This window comes from Vibrio sp. 10N.286.51.C3 (assembly GCF_003050065.1).
In the GTDB taxonomy this organism is placed as follows: Bacteria; Pseudomonadota; Gammaproteobacteria; order Enterobacterales; family Vibrionaceae; genus Vibrio; species Vibrio crassostreae.
Genome location: NZ_PIGC01000013.1, coordinates 38,296 through 59,252, shown reverse-complemented (window position 1 = coordinate 59,252; position 20,957 = coordinate 38,296). Strand labels below are relative to the sequence as shown.

At 45.7% G+C, this 20,957-nt stretch carries 1 protein-coding gene; it reads right to left on the bottom strand.

The features are described 5' to 3' along the window. Positions 1-7: 7 nt before the first annotated feature. A complete protein-coding gene (locus CWO27_RS15020) occupies positions 8-20,362 on the bottom strand; it encodes a retention module-containing protein (RefSeq protein WP_107899171.1) in 20,355 nt (6,784 codons plus the stop codon). Positions 20,363-20,957 lie beyond the last annotated feature (595 nt).

Here is a 20,957-nt window from a genome sequence, read left to right as displayed (position 1 = left end):
CTTCACGTTAACCGTGAGTAATCACGTTCTGCTGTACTAATGCATCCAGAATATCCGAAGGCATAGTGCCACTTAAGGTTAGTTGTGGCGCAAGGTCTTCAACCACAATCACCTGCTCCGTTGTACCTACACCATCAGGGTTGATCGTAAGCTCAATATCATCCCCGTCCACTTTCGCGTCTATCTGCTGCAGTAACGCTGTCATGTCTGGTGAAGTATTCTTCAACTCTGGCAATACTTCTCTTAGGTCGATCTGGTCTCCTTCAGACAGGCTGAAATCAGTGATGGTGTCTTCAACGCCATCTTCGATATTCAGCCATACGAACGAATCCATACCAGCGCCACCAGTCAGGATGTCTGAGCCTCCACCGCCAATCAGGGTGTCGTTACCATCACCGCCAACAAGCGTATCGTCACCCGCTCCACCTACAAGTCGGTCATTTCCTGACCCGCCAGTGAGGTTGGTATCAAAGTCACTCGCTAAAAGTTGCACATCGTCTGTTTCAGAAGACAGATCGAGATCGAGTGGGTTCGCAACTATATTGAGGTTTAGATCAATGTTTTGAGATATCGCAATATCGTTATTGTCCGTTTCCTCAGATACCGCCTCAACCTTCAACGTGTAGTTACCAGGAGTTAACGGCTTACCAGCTGATGGTTGCTCGACGAGTCTGAGACTATCAATCGCATCAGCCGTCGCTATCCAAGTGTCACCTACTAGCGAAACCGTACCCGCATCACTGGCCACATTAACACCATCCGGAACATCACTGATCTTCAACGTTAACTCTTCAGTAATATCCGTCAATGCAGCAACAATTCCGACTAAAGCGACTCCACTATTAGCGACCACTGATGAGCTGGTCGTAATGTTTCTCACGTAGTTAAATGTCGGGTCGATAGACAAGGTTGGCGCATTCGCCACAGGTGTCACTGCAATATCATAGATCACAGGTGTCGTTTCTATTGCGATACCAGAAGGGTTTCCGCTGTCTTTAGCGATGACTTCTAATCCAATACTATTGGTTGGAGATAAACTCGCATCGAGGTAGACACCACTTGGACTGGTTGGCGTATCAATTAGAGCATTCAAATCGTTAAGAGTACCGACTAAGATGACTGAACCCGTGTTGTTGCCGTTAACCATCACCGTCGTCCCTGCTGGGAGAGCTACATTCAATATGCCGTAATCCACCGTCAGCGTGACTGTCATTAAGTCATCAGAGAATGCATCTACATAATCAGGGTCACTGACATTGATGCCACTCAACAACTGACCGGCGTCTTCATCAATCAAATCGGTGACGTTGTCACCACTTACAATAGGCGTATCGTTAACGCCTTGCACTACAACGCTGATTTCTGCTGTATCCGTTAGGAAGTCATCAGCCCCGTTGGTTGTGCCATTGTCTTCTACTGTGTAAGTGAATTTAACGTCGCCATTGTAATCATCGGCTGCTGTGAATACCCAATATGGGCCATTGATCGAGTTGTCATCCGCACCACCGACATTTTCGAACTTCTGAATCTGTCCCTGACCTTGGTCGATAACGACTCCAGTCACTGTAACAACATCCCCCTCAGGATCAGTCGTCGCTGCAATCAGGTCTTCAGCTTTGATGATCAATTGGCCTTCTTCAAGCATGGTACCCAAGTTAACATTGGTTGCCACTGGCTGATCATTCACTTCAGTTACAACAACGCTTATTTCAGCGGTATCCGTTAAGAAATCATCAACGCCGTTGGTTGTGCCATTGTCTTCTACGGTATAAGTGAACTTAACGTTGCCATTGTAATCATCAGCGGCAGTGAATACCCAATATGGACCGTTTATCGAGTTGTCGTCAGAACCACCGACGTTTTCAAACTTCTGAAGCTGCCCCTGACCTTCATCGATAACAACTCCAGTCACAGTGATCGCATCGCCTTCAGGGTCTGTCGTTGCAGAAACCAGGTCTTCAGCTTTGATGATCAACTGACCTTCTTCTGGCATGGTGCCCAAGTTAACATTGGTTGCTACTGGTTGGTCATTGACTTCTGTTACTACAAGACTTATTTCAGCAGTGTCTGTTAAGAAGTCATCCACGCCGTTGGTTGTACCATCATCGATAATGCTGTAATCGAGTTTAACGTCACCGTTAAAATCATCAGCAGCCGTAAATATCCAGAATGGGCCCGTAATCGCAGCGTTGTCAGCACCACCAGCGTTTTCAAAGCGCTGTAATTGACCTTGGCCTTGAGTAAGGGTCACACCCGTGACGATGAGGTTATGGTTTTCAAGATCTGAGCTTGCTGCAATTAAGTCACCTTCAACGATAACAAGCTGTCCTTCCTCTGCAATCGAGCCTAGATCAACGTTGTTTGCCACAGGAGCGTCATTCACTTCCGTCACCTTAATGGTGAAGGTAGTTTGATTGGTTTGAGCGGTATTCAGGTCACCCGCGTCAATCAGACCGTTATTACCACCGTCATCGAGTGTTGCATTGATCGTGACTAAACCACTCTGGTTGAGATAGTTCTGATCTGGGTCTGGTTTGAAAGTAACAGCCCCATTCACCAACGCGGTATTGATATCAGCTTCTTTACCAGTAATCACCAATGAGCCGTCAGGCTGCAATACAAACGTTACGTCAGGTGAGCTGGTAAACTCAAACACACCTTGCGCTCCCGGCAGTGTTTGATCCACTTGCAACGTAAGAACATACGGCGCATCTGGATTATCAAAATTAGCGTCAACGTCGTAAATACTAAAGTTGTCGATGGCAACACTGATGTCTTCAGATGTTTCAATATTCGTTACGTTTACAAAGATCGGTTGATCGTTGATAGGATCAATCACCAAATCAACATCGAAGGTCGTTGGAGTCCCCAAGTATTCCGTGTTATCAGCATCAGTATCAACAGAGCGAACGGTAATCTGCAGCGGGCCATTGATACCCAGTGCATTGCCTGCATCACTGTTATGTTCACCAGAGTTGAATACAATCTTATCTAGTGACTGTGCAGGAACATCTAGCGTCCAGATCTGCGTCGCAGGATCATAGCTAGCCAATGTCGTGCCATCTGGATAGAAAATAGAAGCATCTTGAGGAACACCAGCCACCTCTACACGAAGTGTCTCTGGCGCATTTTCGGTATACGTGCCGCTGCCTGTTGCAGATAGCTCTTTATCCAAAATAGTCGCATTGATTTCGATATCAATGTTTTGGCCTTCATTGCCTGTAACAGAGTCCGTTGGGTTGGTATCAACATCATCACCCACCGGCACCACATGCAGCTTAAAGCTTGGTAGGTTTGAGGCTGCAGTAGGCACGCCTAACAAGGATTCTTGAGTAAAGACAGCAACGCCAAATTCCGCCGTACCACTGAAGTTTTTAGGCGGTAGGATCGAAATCTCACTCAAATCAAATGACAATCCTGAAGCTTGAGGAAGTTGAACACTCCACTCACCACCACCATTGTTCTTCACTGTATAAGCAGAGCCCAGATCTGCACTCATTAAGAAGCCATCGGGTACACCGGTGAACTTAATCGAAACGAACTGCTCTGAGCCGTCTAGGTCAGTGAGCGCAATGGAGACTGGCCCTGTTCCCGATAGAGAAATAGCTTGATCTTCATTGCCCGTGATCTCAATGACATCAGGATCACTACCCGGCCCTGTTACAAGCACATCATCAACCACAGGGACAACTTCAAAGCTAACACTGGTATTGAACGTATCAGTATCGGTTGCTGTTCCGGCTGGAGATGAGGCGTCATTGTAGGTAGCAGTATCGGTTATTGTTCCGCTGACATTAACTTGTACTTGGTTAATATCGTTACCCGTTGGGTAATTAGGAGCAGGACGGAACAATACATTATCCAGAGCACCAGCATTAATTTCCGCTTCATTGAAGGTCACGGACGTACCAAGCGATACACCCGCGCTTGTGTAAAATGCACCGACACTTGTGTCATCCAAAGTCAGCGTAATAGATGTGAATTTTTCGTCACCACCCTCAACCCCACTGACTTGATCAGTAATGGTTGTGCTGAAATCAAGCTGAATGTAAGTATCTTCGTAACCCACCGGATCTTGTCCAGGTTGACCATCAGTATCGACAGGATTAAATGAATCATCGAGCGAACCAACAACCGTAACATCAATGTCTGGATTACCTTCAACGTCAGGAGCAACTTTAATAACTACATCGGTCACCAAGGTTTTCTCATCACCAGAAAGTGTATCTTTGGTTACTATTGTGATTGGTAACCTAAAGTCGCCAGAATAGTCAGCAGGCAGGTTCAATAATAAACCCGATGAATCGATGGCTACGCCCTGTTCGATTGTCGTCTCGTAAACATATTTCCCGTTCACAAAGTCAACATCACTTGTTCCCGACAGGCTAATTGGGAATGATGTAGTAGCATCAATGACCAGAGTACCATCAATGATCACCGTCACTTGGTCAGTAGAATCATCGCGACCCGTAAAGCTTAAAATGCCGTTTAGTGCCGCGCCGAAATCAAGTTGTGTATCTTCGACCGCATCGATAACACTGTCTGGCACAATCGCAATATCTGCGGCAACTTTGTCAGGAGCCGTCAGCACTTCAGGGTAAGAAAGCGTTACTTCCCCGGTGCGCTGTACTTGGGCTGAAGTTTCATTGTTGGCATCACCTGGATCTGATACTAAGGTGAAAATTGTCATCTTGATATCATTGAAATCAGTAGCCACATCATCCGCATCATTTTCAGGGGTGAAATCTAATCCATTGGGCGCACTGACGCTAAAGGCATCTTCATTGGTCACAACCCAACGGCCACCGCCTTCGTAAGAGGCGCCTGTGACCAAAAGTTGCCCTAAAATATCATCAGATAACGCGCTTCCGTCGGTGTTAGTCAACTGAACAATCACTTCGTCGACTTGCTCTTCTACTGTGCTTAAATCCGTTTCTTGGTATCGGACGACGTATTCATCCGAAATTGATGTGTTATCACTGTTAGTTGTAAATTTAATGACACCATTAGCATCAGCCGTAATCGTAGTGAGATCTCCAGAGCCATCTTCGTTTGAAACGACAATCTTGTTGTCGGCATCGCCAGGTTCAACGACAGGTCTTACACGCACATCAATCGTACCTGTAATCGTCGCGGTAACGATGCCCTGACCAGGATCAGTTGCATCAACATACTCATGATCGCGCTCTTCAATCATGACAACCGTACTAAGCGTAAAGTCGGTGCTCGAATCTTGCTCCGGTGTTATCTGAATAAAATTATTGTTCAGTGCTATCTGAGTGAACGCTTCTGGAGTCTGCCCACTCTTAGGTGTGATGGTTAGCGTTCCGGCTACGGCATCGTAATTCCAAATTACATCACCGTTTACAACCACACTTGCAACACCACTTGGAATGCCACTGATGACGATTGAAGTGAAGTGCTCATCATCGTCAATGTAATCAGTGCCCTCTGGGTGCCAATCAATGTTGATCGCCGTATCTTCGTCCCCACGAGTTACCGTATTGTAGGTTGCTGAGGTATCAATCCTAGGCTCAACTAATATGCGAATTTCCTGATCAAAAGAGAGCGTATGACCATCATTCTCAGTCACGATCACTTTACCCTGGATATGGATATTCTCTGTCGACGAATCAACAGGTCTAATACGGATACCTGAAGTTTTCCCCGCTTCAGTGATATTCGCTTCGTAGATAGGTTTAGATAGATCAGGGCTACCGCCCGGTCCCGTTTCATAACCAACAAAGTTCAAGTCAATCACGGTACCATCGCCATCTTCCAGAATAACGCCGTCAGGGATGCCTGAAAGAATAACCGTTATCGACTCTGAGCCATCGTCAGGTAATGGTGTTGTGCCGCTATCTGGTCTTCTCTCGCCCGACAATACAGTGAAATCTAGCTCAGCAAAGGTATCACCATTTTGGCTTTCTTGGATTGTGGTTTGAACGCCAGATGTTGTGCCATCAGTAATTGCTGTCCAAGCCGTACCATTCGTTCCACCATAAGGAGTATCGGCAACGCCTTTCACCTCAACGTTCACCGTTTTAGTTCCTAATATCTCCTCATCGACTTGGGCGCCCGTGGATAGATTTGCGGTATCTTTGACCACACCCGTGACATCGAAGGTGAAACTGACATTACTGTGTTTAGTTGGAACAACCTCAACGTTTGCCAAATCGGAATACGCTATTTCTTGGTAATCGATACCATTAATAGTGACTGTTGGAACGACATTCGTGGTACCTAAGAAGTAAAGCTCTGCACCTTCCGTAACATTACTGATGCGCACAAACAGTTCTTCAGAACTGTCAGCATCTACCGAACCTGTCATGGTGATGACTTCGTCTAACGTGAACGCGTCTTTATTGTCTAAAGGCCCGACGTAATCTGGATCATCGATATTGTCTTCGTTAATACGGATTCGGTTAACGCTGAACGAGCCAGGGTCTGCATCGGCAGTCACATCAATGATGATGTTTTGCTCTACAGAGCGAGCGGTCGTTTTGTCCACCCCGCCATTTGCAGAATCATCGTACGGATTACGCGTCTCTTCCGTTATCGCTGTTGCTTTAAACTCTATTTGACCGGAGAAGTTATCGATCGGGTTTACGACCGTACTATTGATGTCTCCAGCCGCAATGATGTAAACACCGTTAGTCGGAGTAAGGACGTTGCCGTTTTGGTCGAGAAGCTCAAACTGGCCATCTCCCTGAACAACTTCAAGTTCATAGGTAATCGTCTCAGTATTACTGTTATCTTGCGACTCTGCGTTCAGCTGCAACGTAACGTTGTCTTCATCTTCGTTAACTTGATACTGATACGCGCTATTCGCATCATCCCAAGTTGCAATATCCGCTACCGCTTCAATCTCAATTCTGAAGTTTGAATTTACTGTATGATCAAGCGTGCCGTTGTTATCAATTTCGAGCTCGTAGTTGATTCGCACACCATTGTCATTCGAACCGTAGTTTTGGTCTGGAACAAAGAACAAGTTGTCGATTGTCGCAATAGTGTCTAATGGTTGATTCGTGTCTGGAGCAAAGCTCTGCTGCATTTGAGGCGGACCAAACAAGATATCACCGTTTGGTTCAGCGACTAACTTGTGATATTCCACGCCATCAAAGTAATAGAACGTCCCTCTGTGATTACCGCTCTGAATCGTCAGTTGGCCGATAGACTCGTTATTATCTTGGTCCTTTATGTTAACCTGCAGCGCAATTTGTGCAGGAGCATCAGGCAAACCGCTTTGATTATCTTGAATATTCTCAAGAGTCGGCTCATCGCCTGTTGCGTAAGGTATGGTTGAGTCTCTACCCGCATCCTCGAAGGTCGTCACTTTCAGCGCGATTCTTGTAGAGTCCCTATCTGTAATCGTAATATCTAACGGTGTTTCAGATGTGTCCAAATCTCCATCTGTCGCAATCACGTTAATAGAGAAATCTATTGTCTCACCGTTATGCTCTAGATAACCGTTAGCTCTAAACTCAACCTCACCATTTGAGTTAATACGCAATCGACCAAGCTCACGAGTATCAACACCTCCATTGGTCTGCTCGTATACTCGAACCTCTTGACTACCATTGTTTAAATCGAAACCATCACTGTAAGGCCCACTATTTCCGGTACGGAAAACGATATCAGCGCCATTGCTGGTAATGCCCTCTATGCGAGTCAGTGCTGCATCATCCGCACCCACATCTGTCGCATTAGCAAACATGTTAACTTTGGAATTACCGTAACCCTGCCCTTCAATTCGCGTTATCGATTGAGTAGTCACCAATGGAACATCATCAGTCACAGTAATAGTCAGATCGATCGCGTTCGACTGGTCTCGGTCAAAATCTTCGGCCACGACAGAGAAATCAAGATCTATGGTGTTTTCATTCGCGCCATCAGGATGCTTAAGTGGTTTAAACAGCTCAAATTGATAGCTGTTGTTTGAGGTATCAAAAATGATTTCAAACACAGGCTGATTGCTAGTTACCGTCTGTGCAACATAAGTGAAGGTTGTACCGCTTTGTGAAACAGGCAGCCACTCTAGGCTTTCTCCATCAGAAGTTAAGCCTGCAATCACTAAGTTTTCATCGACCAATTCATACTTAACAACACCATCAGCACCTTCATCAACGGTGAATAGTCCATTAATAATGGTATCTTCGGATTGATCAGAACCAATCCCAGCAAGATCATCTTCATCAACTACCGTCTCACCTGTTGGCGCACTCATTACTGGCACATCATCGAGCACTTCGATCGGCAATACATACTGATTAGAGTCATCACCGTCACCATCAACCGCAACAACATCAAACGGAATCGTTAAGGTATTGGAATTCGGGCTTGTTGGATGGTTTAGAGGACCTAGCAACGTAAAGGTATAAGAGCCGTCATTCGCTAGCGCGAGCGTGAAGATAGGAGTCCCGCTTGTCGTCGTACCTTGATAGGTCGTTGTGTTCGCAGCTCCTGTGACTTCTGTAATAGAAATCGCTTCGGTTCCAGAGTTCAATGTCGCTTCAAGCGCAGAGATATTACGCAGTTCGTAAACCTCTACTTGGTCTGCACCTTCTGTGGTAACAAATGCACCTGTTGCTTGAGACACCACAGATCCAAGATCATCTTCATCAACCACAAATGTGCTGGTCGCTGTCGTGTCAGTAATGACAGGCACATCATCGGTTATAGTAACGGTCAGAGGTTTCATCACAGAATCAGTATTGTCTTGGTCAACTGCGATCACTGGTAACGTGAATATTTGATCATTATTACCCTGAACTGGCAAATGATCTAACTCTTCCAACAAGGTGAATGTGTACTCTCCTAGAACCATGCTGCTAAAGGTGATGGTAAAGATATCCGTTTGGACACCGCCGCTTTCAACGTAACCAATATAATTATCGCTGTTCAGAGGATCTTCTTTTAGCTGAACCACCAAACCATCCGCTTTCAGATCGCCAGACGTGTTGAACTGAGTGGTATCAATACGGAAGTGGCTCACATCATCACTTCCTGCTGTGAAAGTAATGGTTTCAGTTTGGCTCACAGGTAATCCCGGTGAAGAGCCGTCGACCAGATTCGCTTCTTCCAATGCAACCGTTGGTACTGTATCTATAACTGGTGGAGCACCATCTGCAATAGTCAGCGTCACTGTTGAAGTGACAATATCGCCATCTTTATCTTCCGATGTCACCGTAATGGTCTTAACGATGTTACCACCCGAATGATCGAGATTACGGTTAGGTTCGAAACGTACATCACCTTCAAGATTGATAAACAGAGAACCTTCAGTGAACACAAATTCTTGCTCACCCGTGTCGGTTTGTACTAGTGACTCTTCAGGTTGGCTGCCATAGGTAAACTTAGTGATTGTGGCGCCATCTGCACTTTGCGCAGGCATCACATCAAATGTCGTTGTGGTAGGTGTGCCCGTGCTTGGCTCTGTGATGCTAAGAGCACCAGATTGCATCAATTGAACATCATCACTGATGGTCACAGAAAGCGGTTTAGACGGTGAAATATCGCCATCGGTGTCTTGTGCATATACCGACAAGTCAAAGCTGAGATCGTTGTTTCCTAATCCGTCGACATGATCCAAACGCTCTAACAAAGTAAACGTGTACTCACTCGGGTTAGTGTTATCAAATTCTAGGGTGAAGATAACTTTCTCAACACCTGAGCCGTCCGTTGTGAATGCTACGTAATCACCGGAACCAGCAGGCTCTTCACGCAAGCTCAATTCAAGGCCATCAGACTTCAATACACCGCTGGTATTAAACAACCCTACTTCGACGACAATCTTCTCGATGTCATCACTGCTTGCGAGTGAAGTAATGGTTTGGGTCACGCTGACTGGGCTGCCACTCGGCGTTGAACCATCAGCAAGTAAGCTTTCAGACAAGCTAACACTCGGAACGACATTCAACGTTGGTCCATCACCATCAACGATAGTGAGTGTGACCGTTGAAGAAGAAATATCCTTATCAAAATCAGAAGAAGTAAATTCAATCAGCTTAACAATATCACCTGCAGAGTGGTCAAGATTACGATTTGGTTCAAACCTTACATCACCATCCAAAGTGACAAACAGCGAGCCTTCAGTGAAAACAAATTCCTGCTCACCGCTGATGCTTTGATCCAAAGTAATCGCAGAGCCACCGTCATAGGTGAACTGTGTAATGGTTGCCCCATCAGCACTTGGCGTAGGCAATACATCAACGGTCGAGGTAGTTGGTGTGCCAGTATTTGGCTCTGTGATGGTTAAAGTACCATCTTGCATCTGTTGGAGGTCATCTTGAATGGTGACAACAACATCACGCTTAACTGAGTCATCACCATCAGTATCAACCGCATAAACAGGTAAATTGAAATTAAGGTCGTTATTAAGCGCGCCATCAAGGTGATCGAGAGCCTCAATCAGCGTGAAGGTGAACTGACCTTTATTGACACTATCAAAATCAATGGTGAATACATTGGTTACGTTACCGGCCCCGTCATCAGTAAACCCGATGTAGTCGCCAGGTGAAGCAGGATCTTCTTTTAGCTGAACAACAAGACCATTTGATTTCAGCACATCACCAGGATTGAATTCGTTGGTTGCAATTCTAAAGTGGCTTAAGTCATCACTACCCACGGTGTAGGTAATGGTTTGTGTTGAACTTACCGCAGAACCACTCGGCGTTGAGCCATCTGCTAGGTTCACTTCCGATAAGTTTACGCTAGGAACAACATCGATGACCGGATCAATACCATCTTGGATCGTTAATGTGACATCCGCGGTATCAGTATCGTTATCAAAGTCGCTGGTCGTTACCACAATCGTTCTAACAATATCACCAGCTGAATGATCCAGATTTCGATTTGGCTCAAAACGAACTTCGCCTTCAATCGTGATGTACAGTAAACCATCGGTTACGGTAAACACCTGCTCTGTCGATACATTCGGATCCAAGGTGACAGCAGTACCACCATCGTAAATAAATTGGGTGACCTTTGCGCCATCTGCACTTTGAGTCGGCATTACATCGATGGTTGGCGTAGTTGGTGTGCCTGCCACTAGATCCGCCAATGAAGGCTCAACAATATTCAATGACCCGTCTTGTACACCTTGTACATCATCGGTAATGGTCACTGTCATTGGTGACATCGCAGACTCATCACCATCGGTATCCACTGCTATAACAGGCACATCGAAGTTTAAGGAGTTGTTCTGCAAGCCATCCGCATGGTCTAACGCTTCAAGCAGCGTAAACGTGTATTGCCCTAAATTGGTGGTTGAGAAACTGATTGTGAAGACGTTGGTTTCTACGTTAGCACCGTCTCTTACAAAGCCAATATAGTTTCCAGAGTTCGCTGGCTGCTCTTTAATCTCAACCTCTAAGCCATTCGACTTCAAAGCCCCCGAAGTATTGAACTGAGCAGGGTCAATTCTGAAATGACTAACATCATCACTACCCTCGGTATAGGTAATCACTTGAGTCATCGATACTGGGTTACCCGTTGGCGCAGAACCATCAGCCAGATCGACTTCAGAAAGACTCACGCCAGGAATGACGTTGATGATTGGCAGATCGCCATCGGTAATGGTTAGCGTGACTGTCGAAGTCACCACATCACTATCATAGTCACTTGAACTGACCACTATCGACTTAACGATATCCCCGCCCGAGTGATTAAGATCGCGGTTTGGTTCAAAGCGCACATCGCCTTGCAGCGTGATATAGAGTGAGCCTTCAGCAACCACAAACTTCTGTTCACCCGTGTTGTTCTGGTCAAGCGTGAACACTGTGCCATTGTCGTAATTAATTTGGGTGATAGTCGTGCCGTCTGCCCCTTCTTGATCAAGAATATTGACGGTCGTTGTTGTCGGCGTACCCGCGGCTAAGTCGGCCACTGTCGGCTCTTCAATGCTGAGCGCACCATCAACCATGATTTGAATATCATCGGTAATCGTTACAGCCAGAGGCGACATCAGAGAGTCATCGCCATCACTATCGACCGCGTACACCGGCAAGTTGAATGTTAGGTCGTTATTACCTTGAATTGGTGTATGGTCAATCGCTTCTATAAGCGTGAAGGTGTATTCACCTAAAGTCGTGCTGCTAAATGCAAGCGTGAAGACTGTAGTCTCGACATTTGAAGTATCTGTGGTGAAACCAATGTAGTTACCCGAACCCGAAGGCTCTTCTCGAATCTCAATCACTAAGCCATCAGATTTCAGAGTACCGCCGGTATTAAACTCACTCGGCTCTAAACGGAATTTCTCCACATCATCACTTTGATTGGTGAAAGTGATGGTTTCTGTTTGGCTAACCGCACTGCCGCTTGGTGATGAGCCATCAGCCAGATCAGCTTCTTCAAGTGCAACACTCGGCACCGCATCGATAGTCGGGTTGTCGCCATCGGTTATGGTCAAAGTTACGGTCGCAGTCACCGGATCGTTATCAAAGTCATTGGATGTCACGACTATCGACTTAACAATGTCTTCGCTCGCGGAATGGTCTAAGTTACGGTTGGGCTCAAAGCGCATCTCACCTTGAAGGGTGATGTACAACTCACCTTCTGTGAAACTGAATTGCTGTTCGCCTGCGATGCTCTGATCCAACGTCTTAACGATTCCACCAAAAGAAAACTCAGTAACCGTTGCACCATCAGCACTTTGGTTTGGCATTACATCAATGGTATTGGTTGTTACCGTACCATCAGCCAGATTTGGCTCAACGATATCTAACGTACCGTCTTGCATGATTTGAACATCATCACCGATGGTTACATTGAGTTGAGACACCAAAGAATCATCGCCATCGCTGTCTACCGCATAGACCGGAAGATCAAAGCTCAGATCATTGTTCGCTAGACCATCTGCATGATCTAACGCTTCCAATAAAGTAAAGGTGTATTCACCAAGAGTCGAGGTCGAGAAGCTAATCGTGAACACTGGAATTTCAGCATTTGAACCATCAGTAATGAAGCCGATATAAGTACCTGGATTCGCTGAATCTTCTTTTATCTCGACCACAAAACCATTCGATTTCAGTGCGCCGCCGACATTGAACTCGGTAGGTTCAAGACGGAAACGGGTCACATCATCACTTTGATTAGTAAAAGTAAGCGTCTCAGTTTGACTTACAGCACCGCTACTTGGCGCTGAGCCATCAGCAAGATTAGTTTCAGACAGAGTAACACTTGGCACCGTATCAATGGTCGGGATATCACCATCAGTAATCGTCAGGGTGACTGTCGATGTCACGGTATCCTTATCGAAATCGCTTGAGGTGACCTCGATCTGTTTAACGATATCTCCGTTAGTATGGTCAAGATTACGGTTCGGCTCGAAGCGAACGTCACCTTGAATAGTGATATACAGTGAACCTTCAGCAACTACGAACTTCTGCTCGCCAGTATTATTCTGGTCAAGCGTTAATACAGTCCCGCCATCATAAGTAAATTGTGTGATGGTCGCGCCGTCTGCCCCTTCTTGATCAAATACATTAACGGTCGTTGTCGTGGGCGTGCCCGCAGCCAAATCAGCAACTGTTGGCTCGACAATGTTTAACGCTCCATCTTGCATGATTTGAACATCATCACCGATGGTCACATTCAACTGTGACACCAATGAATCGTCGCCGTCGGTGTCTACCGCATAAACAGGAAGATCAAAGCTAAGATCGTTGTTCGCTAAACCATCCACATGGTCTAATGCTTCCAACAACGTGAAAGTGTATTGGCCGAGGGTAGTACTAGAGAAACTGATCGTGAACACGTTGGTTTCAACGTTCGAACCATCCGTCACAAAACCGATATAACCACCTGGTGTGCTTGGGTCTGCTTTTAGCTCAACCACCAGCCCATTTGATTTAAGCGCCCCACCAACATTGAATTCTGTCGGTTCAATACGGAAACTCGCCACATCATCACTTTGATTAGTGAAGGTAATCGTCTCTGTTTGACTTACAGCGACACCACTTGGCGTAGAACCATCACTCAAATTAGTTTCAGATAAAGTAACGCTCGGTACATTATCAATCGTTGGGATGTCACCATCGGTAATAGTCAACGTGACTGTAGAAGTAACAACATCACTATCTGAGTCGCTTGAAGTCACGACTATCGACTTAACGATGTCTCCACTTGTGTGGTCGAGGTTACGGTTTGGTTCAAAGCGCACATCACCTTGTAGCGTGACATAAAGCGAACCTTCAGCAACCACAAACTTCTGCTCTCCCGTATTGCTCTGGTCAAGCGTAAACACTGTGCCGTTGTCATAATTGATTTGGGTGATGGTCGTGCCGTCCGCCCCTTCTAGATCAAGAACATTCACAGTCGTAGTTGTCGGCGTACCCGCTGCTAAATCAGCCACAGTTGGCTCTTCAATCGTAAACGCGCCATCTACCATGACTTGGATATCATCGGTAATCGTCACAGCAAGTGGCGACATTTGAGAATCATCGCCATCGCTATCAACCGCGTACACTGGCAAGTTGAACGTTAGGTCGTTATTACCTTGAATTGGTGTGTGGTCAATCGCTTCTATAAGCGTGAAGGTGTATTCACCTAAAGTCGTGCTGCTAAATTCAAGCGTGAAGACTGTAGTCTCGACATTTGAAGTATCTGTGGTGAAACCAATGTAGTTACCCGAACCCGCAGGCTCTTCTCGAATCTCAATCACTAAGCCATCAGATTTCAGAGTACCGCCGGTATTAAACTCACTCGGCTCTAAACGGAATTTCTCCACATCATCACTTTGATTGGTGAAAGTGATGGTTTCTGTTTGGCTAACCGCACTGCCGCTTGGTGATGAGCCATCAGCGAGATCCGCTTCTTCAAGAGCAACACTCGGAACAGCATCGATAGTCGGGGTATCACCATCAGTAATGGTCAGCGTAATGGTTGAAGTCACCGGATCGTTATCGAAGTCGCTTGAAGTCACGACAATCGACTTCACGATATCTTCACTAACGGAATGGTCTAGATCGCGATTAGGTTCAAAGCGCACCTCCCCTTCAAGGGTGATATAAAGCTCGCCTTCGGTGAAGCTGAATTGCTGCTCGCCTGAAATGCTTTGATCCAGTGTGTTTACGACACCGTCATAGGTAAACTGAGTGATCGTCGCGCCATCAGCACTTTGATTTGGCATCACATCAATGGTGTTGGTTGTCACCGTACCGTCAGCAAGGTTTGGCTCAGTGATATCTAATGTGCCATCTTGCATGATTTGGACATCATCACCGATGGTCACATTCAGTTGAGACACCAAGGAATCGTCGCCATCCGTATCAAGCGCATAAACAGGTAGATCGAAGCTCAGATCATTGTTCGCTAGGCCATCGGCATGGTCCAACGCTTCTAACAAAGTAAAGGTGTATTCGCCTAGTGTGGCTGCCGAGAAACTAATGGTGAACACTGAAATTTCAGCATTCGAGCCATCAGTGATAAAACCGATATAAGTGCTCGGATTAGCAGAGTCTTCTTTAATCTCTACCGTAAACCCATTGGACGTCAGAGCACCACCGACATTGAACTCGGTTGGTTCAATACGGAAATTCGCGACATCATCGCTTTGATTCGTGAAGGTAATCGTTTCGGTCTGACTGACGGCACTGGAGCTTGGTGTAGAACCGTCACTAAGGTTAGCTTCAGACAGAGTCACGCTTGGCACGGCATCAATGGTTGGGATATCACCATCAGTAATGGTCAGCGTCACTGTGGATGTCAGTACGTCATTGTCTGAATCGCTTGAGGTCACCACAATCGACTTCACGATGTCTTCGCTAACAGTGTGATCCAAATTACGATTTGGCTCGAAGCGTATTTCACCTTCAAGAGTGATGAATAACTCACCTTCTATGAAGCTAAACTGCTGCTCGCCAGAGTCATTCTGATCAAGTGTTCGTAGTTGACCGTCATAAGTGAACTGAGTGATCGTCGCACTATCGGCACTCTGATTTGGCATCACATCGATGGTATTGGTTGTGATTGTGCCATCTGCAAGGTTTGGCTCAGTGATATCTAACGTACCACCTTGCATGATTTGGACATCATCACCAATGGTTACGTTTAATTGAGACACCAACGAGTCATCGCCATCGCTATCGACCGCGTAAACCGGCAAGTCGAAACTCAAATTATTATTTGCGAGGCCATCTATATGGTCTAGTGCTTCAAGTAAGGTGAAGGTGTATTGGCCTAAGTTGGTATCTGAAAAACTAATCGTGAATACGTTGGTTTCAGCGTTCGAACCATCCGTAATAAAACCGATATAACCACCCGGTGTGGTTGGGTCAGCTTTCAGCTCGACCGCTAATCCGTTTGATGTGAGAGTACCACCAACATTGAACTCAGTCGGTTCAATACGGAAGCTGGTCACATCATCACTTTGAGTGGTGTAAGTAATGGTCTGAGTTGAGCTAACCGCGCTGCCACTTGGTGCAGAGCCATCACTCAGATTGGTTTCTGACAAGCTCACAGTTGGGACATTATCAATGGTCGGGATATCACCATCGGTAATGGTCAGCGTGACGGTTGAGGTCAATACATCGTTATCGGAGTCACTAGACGTCACCACGATTAATTTCACGATATCTTCGTTCAGCGTGTGGTCTAGATTACGATTAGGCTCAAAGCGCACTTCACCTTCAAGCGTAATGAACAGTTCACCTTCTGTGAAGCTAAACTGCTGCTCGCCAGTGTCATTTTGGTCAAGCGTTCGAAGTTGGCCGTCATAAGTGAATTGAGTGATCGTTGCGCCATCGGCACTTTGATTTGGCATCACATCAACAGTACCAGTTGTCACGGTACCAGCTGCAAGATTCGGCTCGACGATATCTAACGTACCGTCTTGCATAATTTGAACATCATCACCGATGGTCACACTTAACGGTGACATCATTGAATCATCGCCGTCACTGTCTACCGCATAAACAGGCAGATCAAAGCTGAGCTCGTTGTTACCAAGGGCATCTTGATGGTCCAACGCTTCGATGAGTGTGAACGTGTATTCACCTAATGTGGTGCTAGAAAAACTCAGCGTAAATACCGTGGTTTCGACATTCGTCGCACTGGTCGTAAAACCAATATAATTACCCGAACCTTGTGGGTCTTCTCGTAATTCAACGGCTAAACCGTTCGATTTAAGATCATCGTTAGTATTGAACTCCGTTGGCTCAATACGGAAACGAACCACATCATCACTTTGGTTGGTGAACGTGATGGTTTGAGTGGAGCTTACCGCGCTGCCACTTGGAGCAGAGCCATCGCTCAGATTCGTTTCAGAAAGCGAAACGCTCGGAATAACGTCAATCGTAGGGTTATCACCATCGGTGATGGTCAGCGTTACGGTTGAAGTCAGAGAGTCATTATCGAAGTCGTTTGAGGTTACAACAATCGATTTCACGATGTCTTCGCTCACCGAGTGGTCTAAATTTCGGTTTGGCTCAAAGCGCAATTCCCCTTCAAGAGTGATATATAGCTCGCCTTCGGTGAAGCTGAATTGCTGTTCACCTGAAATGCTTTGATCCAGTGTGTTTACGACACCGTCATAAGTAAACTGAGTAATCGTCGCGCCATCAGCACTTTGGTTTGGCATCACATCAATGGTGTTAGTGGTCACCGTGCCATCAGCTAGATTAGGCTCAACAATATCTAACGTGCCATCTTGCATGATTTGAACATCATCACCGATAGTCACATTCAGTTGGGACACAACAGAATCATCGCCATCGCTGTCTACCGCATATACCGGAAGATCAAAGCTCAGATCATTGTTCGCTAGGCCATCGGCATGGTCCAACGCTTCTAACAAAGTAAAGGTGTATTCACCAAGCGTGGTGGACGAGAAGCTAATCGTAAACACTGGGATTTCAGTGTTTGAGCCATCAGTAATGAAACCAATGTAAGTACCTGGATTCGCCGAATCCTCTTTTATCTCAACCACAAAGCCATTCGATTTCAGTGCGCCGCCGACATTGAACTCTGTAGGCTCAATGCGGAAATTCGCCACGTCATCACTACCAGAAGTAAAAGTGATCGTGTTGGTTGCACTTACTGCACTTCCACTTGGTGCAGAGCCATCAGCTAGGTTGGTTTCAGATAAAGTAACAGGTGGAATCAGATTGATTGCCGGGTTTTGACCATCGGTAATACTTAACTCAAGTGTTGAGGTATCAGTATCTCCATCGCCATCTTCAGCTAAAAATGAGAACTGTTTTACTATAGTTTCACTGCTTGAGTGGTCGATATCACGAGCGACTTCAAAACTGAAATCACCGTTTAATGAGATAGTGACGACACCCTCAGTAAAACTGAAAGTCTGAGCAGCATCGGGCTGTAAGCTCTGATCTAGCGAGTAATCAACACCATCATAGTTAAACGATTGAATTGTAGAACCATCTGCGCCTTCGAAATTGAACAGGTTATACGAAACAATGGTATCGCCCGCTAAAGTCGGTTCCGTGACTGACTCAACCTTATCAACGAGCTCAACAACATCATCTTTAACGTTGATAAGAATCTGGGCAGCTTCTGGTGTACTTGAACCACTGGATAACGCCGATCTATCGCCATCCGCGTCCACCGCATAGATAGGCAGTGCAAAGGTTAACTGTGCATCTTCAGCGCCTTGATGCGATAGTTCTTCATACAGATTAAATTCGTAGCTACCCAAAGATGGGCTATCAATTTTCACATCAAAAACCGTAATTCTTGCGCCATTAATCTCGACATAGCCCTCGTACGTTCGCACACCATTGGTTTCATCAACCAGCTCAAGTAACACAACCTCACCGTTAGATATCAGTGTGCCAGCGGTATTAAACTCTGCAGGTTCAAGTTCATGATGATCGATAATGTCACTATCAAAAATCTCTGAGGTGACACTGCCACTTCCTGATACGGTTGCCGTCCCCTCTTGAGAACCACCAACAATGCCAGCTTCATCAACATCGATACTGTCGACATTGGTAATGACTGGTTTATCGCCATCAGAAATAGTGAGGTTGATGGTATTGGTTACGATATCTTGGTCAAAATCGGTAACCGTGATTGGTAAAGAGAAAGTAAGCGAATCAGTGCCGACTTGTTCTATTGGTCTCAACTGCTCAAATCGATAGGTACCGTCAGTATCTAAGCTAACGGTTAAAATAACGTCGCTGCTACCTTGGGTTGACAGTGTGATGGTACTTCCATCAGCAGACAAGGATGCAACGGTCGCCTGATTATCGCTGAGGACACCATCAAACTGAGCGAGTGCACTTGGGTCGAAAACAACTGACTGAAGATTATCACTACCAATATTTGAAAACGTGCCTTCAATTGCAGCACTGCTTGTTTCAACGTTACTGATATTCACACTTTCAGCAGACGGATCTACCCCGTCAAAGACGGTCACTTGCGCATTGATAGGTGTGACAAGCTGATTACCTGCGGTGTCTTGACCTTGTATGTCAAAGGCGATGTTGATTTGGTCGCCCGTAAAGGAAACCTGACCGCCACCAATCGACGGAACATGATCTATCGGTTGGGAAACAGTTGTGGTCAGCGATAATTCAACGTCATTTCCAACACTCACGGCATCAATATCGATGCGCAGTACTTCATCTGTACCTTGAACACCAATAATCGAATTGGAGGCTGAATCAAACGTAAAAGTTACCGGTTGACCACTAGAGGTAATGTCGCTATTAAGTTCACTAAGGAGCGAGGCGAGAGAAAGTGTTTCTGGAGCAAAAGAATCTGGGTCAAGCGCTAAACTACCCGCAACAACGGTATCAGTAACCGTCACAGATTGAGGGTAAGTATTGCCTGAAATGGAACCTTCGGTAAGTGCTTCAGCGATGGATTGACCACCCGATGAGAGCGTGATCGATCTAAGCTCTTCTCTGTCTTCATCAACAGATTGCACTTCTAGACCAGAAGTTTCAAAGAAGGTCGAAGGATGAGTTTCTATGTAGGTGTAATCTATAGTAACAAAGCCTGCGTTTGCAGAACCTAGACCACCACCAGCAGCGGTAGCTTCTAAAATTTGAGTTGGATCGGCACCACCTAAAATGGCTTCTTGGATGGCTGCAAGGTCATCATCAGTAAATGAATCATCAGCAGCTTGCGCCAAATCGATATTCACCTCTCCGGCGATAGGCGCATCTGCCCAAGCCAAGTCTTGATCGACACAACCAACACAATTACCTTCAACCTCAACAGGGCCGCTAGGCTGGCCTATTAGGAGTTCAGCATCATGCGCGGTAATAACAATCTCATTTTCACGGATGATATCGCCAACCGAAACTTTTCTGGCACTGCCGTCAGGCTTAACTACAACCACATCTCCACTGGTAGCTTCAACTACCGCAACCTGGCGCGAAACTTCGATATCCATATATCCCCCGTTGTCACAAAGCACTATTCTCTAGAGCTGTGAAAATTATTTGTAATAGCAATTTCAGGTTTTAATTAAACACATATTTAGCTCTCATCAATGGCAATCCATTGTTATGCCCAATCTGCTTGAAAAGAGAGAAGTATTTCACCTGTTTTTTTATAGTTTACTTACCCTTAAGCCTAGTCTTCCCCATAAAAAATGCCATGTCTGTGCGACGAGACGTCTTTTCACAAATCTAGGTATTGTGGCTGGGATTTGAAAACCTGAGTTAAAAGTTAGTAGGATGCTGATTTATATGCAAATAAACGCACAATGTAATTGCACCTCTTCGTTTTATAAATATATACAGTAATAAGGTTGATAAATCATTAGCGAATATGGGGCATTAATAGAGGTGAGTTATGCGTTGACAGCAAAGCAGAGGTAAGTCCCACATTTGAGACAGCAACCAGAGTAAAGATGATGTATTTCTATCCAGAGTCAATTAAACGACTTGCATAAGGCACACCTGATAGCGCATTAGTTCATAACAGGGAGAAACTGCTCATTTCCAACGATGAGTTACTCTATTTGTCCACCACCAAAAACAAAA

Coding starts and splice junctions, on each gene's coding strand:
- CWO27_RS15020 (WP_107899171.1), bottom strand. CDS start 20,362: ATGGATATCGAAGTTTCGCGCCAGGTTGCGGTAGTTGAAGCTACCAGT.